Annotated in this window: 5 protein-coding genes; 3 read left to right on the top strand and 2 right to left on the bottom strand. The window is 72.0% G+C overall.

Annotated elements, in window-relative coordinates:
- Positions 1-244: 244 nt before the first annotated feature.
- Positions 245-1,066 carry a TetR/AcrR family transcriptional regulator gene (locus GUY61_RS31805; protein WP_166633742.1) on the bottom strand — a complete coding sequence of 274 codons (822 nt, stop codon included), beginning with the start codon at positions 1,064-1,066 and terminating at the stop codon, positions 245-247.
- Positions 1,067-1,408: 342 nt separating this feature from the next.
- Here GUY61_RS31805 and GUY61_RS31800 point away from each other — a divergent pair, with 342 nt between their 5' ends.
- Positions 1,409-2,767 carry an NAD(P)/FAD-dependent oxidoreductase gene (locus GUY61_RS31800; RefSeq protein ID WP_166633740.1) on the top strand — a complete coding sequence of 453 codons (1,359 nt, stop codon included), beginning with the start codon at positions 1,409-1,411 and terminating at the stop codon, positions 2,765-2,767.
- 213 nt (positions 2,768-2,980) lie between these two features.
- Positions 2,981-4,759, top strand: a complete 1,779-nt coding sequence (locus GUY61_RS31795) for a SpoIIE family protein phosphatase (RefSeq protein ID WP_166633738.1) — start codon at positions 2,981-2,983, stop codon at positions 4,757-4,759.
- Between the two features lie 82 nt (positions 4,760-4,841).
- Here GUY61_RS31795 and GUY61_RS31790 read toward each other — a convergent pair whose 3' ends face one another.
- Complete coding sequence (locus GUY61_RS31790; RefSeq protein ID WP_166633736.1) at positions 4,842-6,143, bottom strand: MFS transporter; 1,302 nt, start codon at positions 6,141-6,143, stop codon at positions 4,842-4,844.
- 103 nt (positions 6,144-6,246) lie between these two features.
- On the opposite strand from GUY61_RS31790, the gene GUY61_RS31785 reads away from it, so the two are divergent.
- Positions 6,247-6,789, top strand: a complete 543-nt coding sequence (locus GUY61_RS31785) for a MarR family winged helix-turn-helix transcriptional regulator (protein ID WP_166633734.1) — start codon at positions 6,247-6,249, stop codon at positions 6,787-6,789.
- The last annotated feature ends 376 nt before the right edge of the window (positions 6,790-7,165 follow it).

The following is a 7,165-nucleotide window of genomic DNA, read 5'->3' as shown; positions in this document are numbered from 1 at the left end:
GCCCCGGCCCGACCCGGGGGAGTGGGACGTTGCGGCGGCCTGGCACGCGGCTGCGCCACCGCGGGTCAGCACCGCGCGGGCGCGACGCGCCCGCGCGGTGCGCGGCCGGGCCCGCCTTCGGCGGCGTCCGTTTCGGCGACGCGCCCCGTCCCCGGGCGCCCGTGGGGGCCGGCGTCACCGGCCGGCACGCCGGCCACCCCGGGCTCCGGCCCCGGGGAAGCCCGGGGCCGAACCTGTCGGGCGGTCAGGACACGGGGCGCGGGCGCAGGCCCTCCAGCAGGATGTCCAGCAGCCGCGCCGAGGCGGCGGCCTGCTGTGCCGCGTCGGGCAGCGAGGGCGCCGCGGTGGCTATGACCAGCAGCACGTCCGCCACCGTCACATCGCCGCGCAGCTCGCCCGCCGCCCTGGCCCGCTCGACCAGCCGGCCGACCACGGCGAGCAGCTCCGACGCACCCGCGTCGTCCTGCTCGCCGGCCGCCGAGGGCCGCCGCTCGACCAACCGCAGGTCGGGGTGCGCGGGCTGTCCTCCCGGCGCGTTCCGCTGCGACGGCACACGGGTCTCCTCGTGCGCCGCGGTGTCCCCGTTCTCGACGCCCACCCGCAGCACCTGCGGGGGCAGCAGGCGTCCCGCACCCGAGGCCACCGAGGTCCGCAGGAACCTCGACAGCGCCGACCAGGGCTCGTCCTCCTGCCCGAGCGCCGTGCGCGCCTGCTCGGTCAGCCGGGAGGTCTCCTCCTCGGCGATCCGCCGGACCAGGACGTCCTTGCTGGGGAAGCGGCGGTAGACCGTCCCCACACCGACCCTGGCGCGGCGGGCCACGTCCTCCATCGGTGCGCCGTACCCCAGCTCGCCGAAGACCTCGCGCGCCGCGCGCAGCACATGCTCAAGATTGCGCTGGGCATCCACCCGCAGCGGCGCCGAACGCCCCCCGACCGGTCCCACGGATCCGACCGGTCCGCCCTGTACTCCCGGGCCCGCCGTGCCGATGCGTCCACGGCCTCCGGCACCACCGGTGCCTCCGGCCGAAGCGACGGCGGACGACCAATGAGAGTCCTGAATAGACATGATTTGTTCCCCCGGTAATGATGTCTCCCCCCGGAGACTCCCCGTCTCTGCCGCCGGGGCGCGAACGGGCGCAGAAGGACAGCCCGAGACACCCCGACCGACTACGAACATAGTTGAGCCGGGGTCAATTCAGAAGGGGCCGGTTCCTGGGGGACCGCCCCCCGATCGGAGCATCGGCCGGGACCGCCCCGATTCGGCCCCCTCCCGAACCCCCGTTCCCATGGTCTGACCTGCGACTCTGCCGATGCGCCTCACCGTGCGCCGGGCGTACGCCACAGGGAATTGCCGGTCATACATTTTGCCGGGCCTGTGGACAAATCCCTGAGGCGGGTGCGTCATGGGATGGTGACCGAACCTGTGCGCATTCTCGTTGTCGGCGGTGGCTACGTCGGGATGTACACCGCCCTGCGTCTCCAGCGGAAGCTGAAACCCGAGCTGCGGCGCGGCGACGTCGAAATCGTGGTGGTCACGCCCGAGCCGTACATGACCTATCAGCCGTTCCTCCCGGAAGCCGCGGCCGGTGCCATCTCGCCCCGCCATGTCGTCGTACCGCTGCGGCGTGTCCTGGACGGCTGCCGCATCGTGATCGGCGAGGCCAAGTCCATCGAGCACGCCCGGCGCACCGTGACCGTGGCCACGCTCGCCACCGAGGAGGAGCGCGCGACCCCCATCGAGATCGCCTACGACGAACTCGTCCTGGCCCCGGGCTCGGTCTCCCGCACTCTGCCGATCCCCGGCCTCGCCGAGCACGGCATCGGCTTCAAGACCGTCGAGGAGGCCATCGGCCTGCGCAACCACGTCATCGAGCAGATGGACATCGCCTCCTCCACCCGCGACCCGGCCATCCGCGACGCCGCGCTCACCTTCGTCTTCGTCGGTGGGGGCTTCGCGGGCGTCGAGGCGCTCGGCGAGCTCGAGGACATGGCGCGCTACGCCACCCGGTACTACCACAACGTCAAGCCCCAGGACATGAAGTGGGTCCTGGTCGAGGCCAGCGGCCGGATCCTGCCCGAGGTCGGCGAGGAGATGGGCAAGTACACGGTGCGCGAGCTCCGTCGGCGCAACATCGACGTACGCCTGGAGACCCGTCTCGAGTCCTGCGCGGACCGGGTCGCCGTGCTCAGCGACGGCACGCGGTTCCGCACCCGTACGGTCGTGTGGACCGCCGGCGTCAAACCCGCCCCCATCATCGAGGCCGGCGACCTGCCCAGGAACGAGCGCGGCCGGCTGAAGTGCACGCCGGACCTGCGCGTCGAGGGAGTGGAGCACGCGTGGTCGGCCGGTGACGCCGCGGCCGTTCCCGACCTCACGGCGGCGGAGAAGGGACGGGAGACCGCCCCCAACGCCCAGCACGCGGTCCGCCAGTCGAAGGTACTGGCCGAGAACATCGCGGCCTCGCTGCGCGGGCAGCCCACCCAGGACTACAGCCACAAGTACGTCGGCTCCGTCGCCTCCCTCGGCCTGCACAAGGGTGTCGCGCATGTCTACGGGCGCAAGCTCAAGGGTTTCCCGGCCTGGTTCATGCACCGTACGTACCACCTCAGCCGGGTCCCGACGTACAACCGCAAGGCCCGCATCACCGCCGAGTGGACGCTCGCCGGACTCTTCAAGAGGGAGATCGTCTCCCTCGGCTCGCTGGAACATCCGCGCGCCGAATTCGAACTTGCGGCCGGAGGGGTCCCCCAGAAGAAGAAGCCGTGAGCCTCCTTCGGATGGTTTCTCGCAAAAGTTCACCGAAGTTCGGTGGAGTGAGGAACTCCCAGTGAGTGCCCGGCGTCTGACGGATGTCGCTCCCGTCGGCCACACTGGACGCGTCGCCGGACGGGTGGCGCTGTTTGACGTTCGCCCGCGGTGGCCCACCGGGCGACCGCACTCCGGGCAGCCGGAACGACCAAGACCACGAGGCATAACGCAGTGAACTTCACGCGCTGGAGCGCCCGGCTCCCCGGAACACAGCGCCGCGCGGCAGCGCGGAACGACCGCGGTTCCGTGCCCGCGGCCCGCGGCGGCGCCCGGCCGGATCCCGAGGCACCCTCCGCAGGCATCGCCTCACCCACCGCCGGCGCGGGCCGGGCGGACGCGTCGGCACAGCCACGCCCACCGGAGCCCACCGGAGCGGCCGCCAACGGACAGGCCCGTCGCTCAGCTTCCTCACCGCACCGGCCGGAGCCGTCCGCGCCGTCCCCGCTGTCCGTGCTGTCGGAGCTCTCCGTGCGCGAACTCCTCGGGAGCCTCCCCGCCCTGGTCGCCGTCCTGCACGGCCCGGAACACCGCCTGGCCTACGTCAACGACGCCTACACCGAGGAGTTCGGCCACCGCCCGCCCGGCGCACCGGCCCGCGAGTCCCTTCCCGAACTCGCCGAGACGGGGCTGCTGCCCCTCATGGACCAGGTGCTGCGCAGCGGCAAGTCACGCACCCTCAAGTCCCGCCGCGTCCGCGGGGGCAGCGCGTACACCTTCACCTGCACCCCCGTCGCCGTGTCCGAACGCGACCGCGGCGTCCTCGTCTTCGCCACCGACGTCACGGACCACGCCGAGGCCGTCGAACGGCTGCGCGCCAACGAACGCCGCCTGCGCGACGCCGCCGTGACCCTCCAGCGCTCCCTGCTCCCGCAGGAGCTGGAGCAGCCCGACGACCTGCGCATCGCCGCCACCTACCACCCCGGCGGCCTCGACGCCGCCGTCGGCGGCGACTGGTACGACGTCATCACCCTCGGCGCCGGCCGTACCGCCCTCGTCATCGGCGACGTCATGGGCCGCGGCGTGCGCGCCGCGGCGGTCATGGGGCAGCTGCGCACCGCCGTGCGCGCCTACGCCCGTCTGGACCTCCCACCGCACGAGGTGCTGCAGCTCCTCGACGGCCTGGCCGCCGAGATCGACGCCAGCCAGATCGCGACCTGCGTGTACGCGGTCCACGACCCGAACGAGGGCAAGCTCGTCTACGCCTCCGCCGGTCACCTGCCGATTCTCGTACGGGACGAGAAGGGAGCCGTCCAGCGCGCCGCGGAACCCACGGGCCCGCCGCTGGGCACCGGCGGCTGGCTGCACACCTCCGGCTCCATCGCGCTGCCGCCCGGTTCCACCGCCGTCCTCTACACCGACGGTCTCGTGGAACGCCGCGGCGAGGACATCGACGAGGGGGTCGCCGCACTCGAGAAGGCCCTGTCCGGCGCCACCGGCACCCCCCAGGTCGTCTGCGACCGCCTGCTGCGCGCCCTCGGAGTCGCCGCCGACCACGACGACGACGTCGCCGTTCTCGTCCTCCAGCATCCGTCCCGCACGGGCGTGGACGCAGAGCTCTTCCACAACGCAGCCCTGGACCTGCTCGGCGGTGTCGAGGCCGCGCCCCGTGCCCGCGCCTTCGCCTCGGGCGTCCTGGCGTCCTGGCGGTTCCCCGTCGAGCTGTTCGACCTGGGCGTCCTGGCCGCCAGCGAACTGGTCGCCAACTCCCTCCAGCACGGCACCCCGCCCATGCGTCTGCGGCTGCGCCGCACCGACCGCCGGCTGATCATCGAGGTGACCGACGGGGACGACCACCTGCCGAGCCGCCGCCGCGCCGAGCCCGCCGACGAGACGGGCCGCGGCATCTCGATCATCGACACCGTCGCCTCCGCCTGGGGCTCGCGCCGCACACCGGGCGGCGGCAAGGCGGTGTGGTGCGAGTTCGAGCTGCCGCGCGAACAGCCCTCGTAGTCCCCGATGTGTACGGGAGCCCCGGCACCGGACCTCCGGTACACGGGCCTCCTCCCGGCCCGCCGTGACGGCCGGCGGGGGCTCACGCGTCGGCGCGCTCGGTCCGCTCCCGCCCCGGCACGTGCTTCGCCACGACCCGGGACCGGCCGGCGCCCGCCGCGAGAAGCGGCAGGTCCTGCACCGGCGTCAGCCGCCGCCCCAGCCGAAGCGCCAGCACCGTCACCGTGAGCGAGAACGCCACGAACGTCACGATGTACGGCAGATGCAGCGACGCCCCCATGGGCCCGCCCACCGCCGGACCGACCGCCAGCGCCAACTGCTTGACCAGCGCGAACACCGAGTTGTACTGCCCGACCATCGCCTCCGGCGCCAGATCGGCCACCAGGGGCGCCACGGTCGGCGACAACATCGCCTCGCCCAGCCCGAACAGCGTGTACGTCGATATGAACGCGGCCGTCGCCATCTCCTGGCTGCCGTGCCCGAGCCCCGCGTACCCCGCCGCGATCCAGGCCACCGCCCAGATCAGACCGACCAGCGCGATCACCCGGGACCGCCTGCGCCGCTCCACCAGGCGGAGCACGGCGAACTGCGCCGTCACGATCACCGCGGTGTTCGCGGCGAGCGCCAGGCCCAGCGTCGACGGGGTGATGCCGGCCGCCTCCGTGCCGTACGCGGGAAGCCCCGACTCGAACTGCCCGTAGCAGGCGAAGAAGATGACGAAACCCAGCAGGCTCAGCCGGACCATCGCCCGGTCCCGCAGGACGCGTCCCCGCGCTCCCCGCTTCTGCGCCGGCCGGGAGGACACGATCGCCGGTGCGTCCGGCAGCCGTACGGTCCCCGCGATGGCCGCCAGCACCAGGAACATCGCCGCCTCGATGCCGAAGAGGAGCATGAAGCTGCCGGGACGGCTCTCGTCGACGAGCAGGCCGCCGATCAGACCGCCGATGCCCAGGCCCAGGTTCTGCAGGAAGAACTGCACGGCGAAGGCCCGCGTCCGGGTGTCCGGACGCGAGGACCACACGATCATCGTCGCCAGCGCCGGCTGCATGACCGCCGCGCCCGCGCCCAGCACGGACGCCGAGAGGATCACCGCCGCAGCGCTCCCGGAGACCCCCATGGCCAGCGATCCGGCTGCGGCGAGCAGGGCGGCCGCCACCAGCACCGGGCCCGGTCCGCGCCGGTCGACGGCCCGTCCGGTGAACGGCAGGACGATCAGCGCGGCCACGGCGAACGCGGCGAGCACGATGCCCGCCGTACTGGCCCCCAGCTCCCGTACCTGCGCCACATAGACGTAGAGGAATGGAACCGTGAAACCGATGCCGAACGCGCTCAGCGCGTTGCCCGCCTGGATCCGGCGCATCGCTGCGCCCATCGCCCTGGTCACCGTCACCCACCTTAGACCTGAAGACTTCGAACATAAACTTCGAAGCTAAACAGTACATGTCGAAGGACTTCGACGCGAACCCGCACGTGCCATACTTCGCGACATGAGCGAGCCAGCGAGCGAGCCGAGCCTCGACGAACAGATCGCTGCGTACCAGCGGGAGTTCCAGGACCTCGACCCTCAGGTGGAGAAGGTCGTCTCGGCCCTCAGCCGGCTCAACCGCCGGATGAACGTGGCCTACGGACGCCAGACGTCCGCGCTCGGGATGAGCAACGCCGAGTGGGAGGTCCTCAAGGCGCTTGTCCTGTCCGGTGCCCCGTACCGAATGGGCCCCGGGGAGCTCGCCAAGCGCCTCGGCCTCACCCCCGCCGCCATGACCCACCGCATCGACCGGATGGTGGCGGAGGGCCTGGTCACCCGTGAACGGGACGAGTCCAACCGGGTACGCGTCATCGTCGAGCTCACGGACGAGGGCCGCGGAAAATGGCTGGAGGCGATGCGCATGGCCTCCGTCTTCGAGGAGGAGCTCCTCCAGGACCTCTCGGGGGCGGAGCGGGCGGCGCTCGGCGAGATGCTGACCCGTCTCCTGCGCCGCGTGGAGCACGCCCAGCCGGACGCCGGCGGGCGGCTCGCCGGCCTCGACTGAGGCGGCTTGACACGCCCCCTGGGCATCCGTAAAGTTCTTCGGGTTGCCACGGAGCCGTAACGGTTCACCGGCAGCCACTCCCGCCGCGAACGCGCGGCACCCAAACTCGGCGCGATCCCCTCACAGGGTGAATTTCGGTATGCCCGGAATTCGTTTCCACCGGCTCGATTATGAGTCGCCGGAAGAATCAGCTAGAGTTTGAAACGTCGGAACGGTCGCGAGGCCGGAAAGACAAAGCAGGAATCCCGCCGACCGGGAATCAGCGCCGAAAGGATCTGATAGAGTCGGAATCGCCGGAAAGGGAAACGCGAAAGCGGAGAACGGAACGGCAGCCCGCTCCAGCGGGTGGCAGAAACGGAAATCGGATCTGCTAAGC

Source organism: Streptomyces sp. GC420 (assembly GCF_009916105.1).
Lineage (GTDB): Bacteria > Actinomycetota > Actinomycetes > Streptomycetales > Streptomycetaceae > Streptomyces.
Note: the sequence above shows the minus strand (reverse complement) of the source record. Positions and strands in the feature narration are given on the sequence as shown.